Below are 1,318 nucleotides of genomic sequence, written 5' to 3'. Positions count from 1 at the left end.
TTTGGTACGATAAAGGGACATCCGTTACAAAGTTAAAGGGACATAGTTTACACTTTTCAAAGTTTGTAATTTGATATAAAAATCAAATTGCCATGCCTTGGAAAGAAAAAACTATTATGGAAGAAAAAGTAGAATTTATTTGTGAATGGAACTCTGGCAAATATACCATCACAGAGTTATGTAAAGGATTCGGAATATCCCGGACAACTGCGTACAGGATGATTCAGCGCTATGAAAAATTTGGGATTGAAGGCCTCCGTATGAAGGATAAAGCACCTATAAACCATCCCAACCGGACAAACAAAGAAATAGAAAAAAGAATTCTATGTTTAAAGGATAAACATCAACGTTGGGGAGCTAAAAAATTAAGGATATTGTTGTTTAACGACTTTCCTGAAAAACAAATCCCCTCGGTGGTTACGGTTCACAACATTTTATCCCGAAACGGACTGGTATGCCCCCAGAAACGCTTGCGTAGGGTAAAACCCCTGTACCCGATATTTGACCCAAAAGACTGCAACGAAGTCTGGAGTGCGGATTACAAGGGCAAGTTTTTAATGGGCAACAAAAAATACTGCCACCCCTTAACTATTGCCGACTCTAAAAGCCGGTTTCTGTTTACTGCAAAAGCTCATCACAAAGAAAATTACAAATCCGTAAAAGAAGAGTTTACAAGGGTGTTCAGAAAGTTCGGACTGCCAAAACAGGTACATACCGACAACGGGATACCCTTTGGTTCCGTATCCGCCATCCAGCGCTTTACCACATTGTCGTACTGGTTTATCGACCTGGGGGTACTACCCGTGTTTTCAGACCCGGCACACCCCGAACAGAACGGAAGGCACGAACGGATGCACCGCGACCTGAAAGCTGCCTGTGCCTCACCTTCTGCATTCGATTTACGTTCTCAACAAAGGAAATTGAACTATTTTGTAAAAGAATATAACTCAATAAGGCCACATGAAGCCCTGGATATGAAAACCCCTGCTCAGGCCCACCAATTCTCAAACAAGCCTTTCCCTGAGAAAATTGAACCATATATCTATCCGGCACACATGAAAACAATGAATGTTTCAAAAAGCGGGGCAATGCGATGGAAAGCTTATTACTGGGTGTATATGTCAAGTGGATTGATAGGCAGACAAGTAGCTGCTGAAGAAATTGGAAACGGAGTTTGGAAAGTATTTTACCGTAATGTATTTTTAGGTTACTTTAATGAAAAAGATATTCGTGATAAACAAAATATTACAAGGCTGAGCACGAATTTAGTGTAACTCATGTGACTTTAACTTTGTTAACCATGTGCCTTAACGAACAT

The 1,318-nt window shown here is 40.4% G+C and carries 1 protein-coding gene; it reads left to right on the top strand.

Translation table 11 applies throughout. The features are described from left to right. Positions 1 to 92: 92 nt before the first annotated feature. Positions 93 to 1,274 carry an integrase core domain-containing protein gene (locus tag BUB08_RS19930; RefSeq protein ID WP_073003685.1) on the top strand — a complete coding sequence of 394 codons (1,182 nt, stop codon included), beginning with the start codon at positions 93 to 95 and terminating at the stop codon, positions 1,272 to 1,274. Positions 1,275 to 1,318: the final 44 nt, after the last annotated feature.

The sequence above is a fragment of the Mariniphaga anaerophila genome, assembly GCF_900129025.1.
Classification (GTDB): domain Bacteria; phylum Bacteroidota; class Bacteroidia; order Bacteroidales; family Prolixibacteraceae; genus Mariniphaga; species Mariniphaga anaerophila.
Note: the sequence above shows the minus strand (reverse complement) of the source record. Positions and strands in the feature narration are given on the sequence as shown.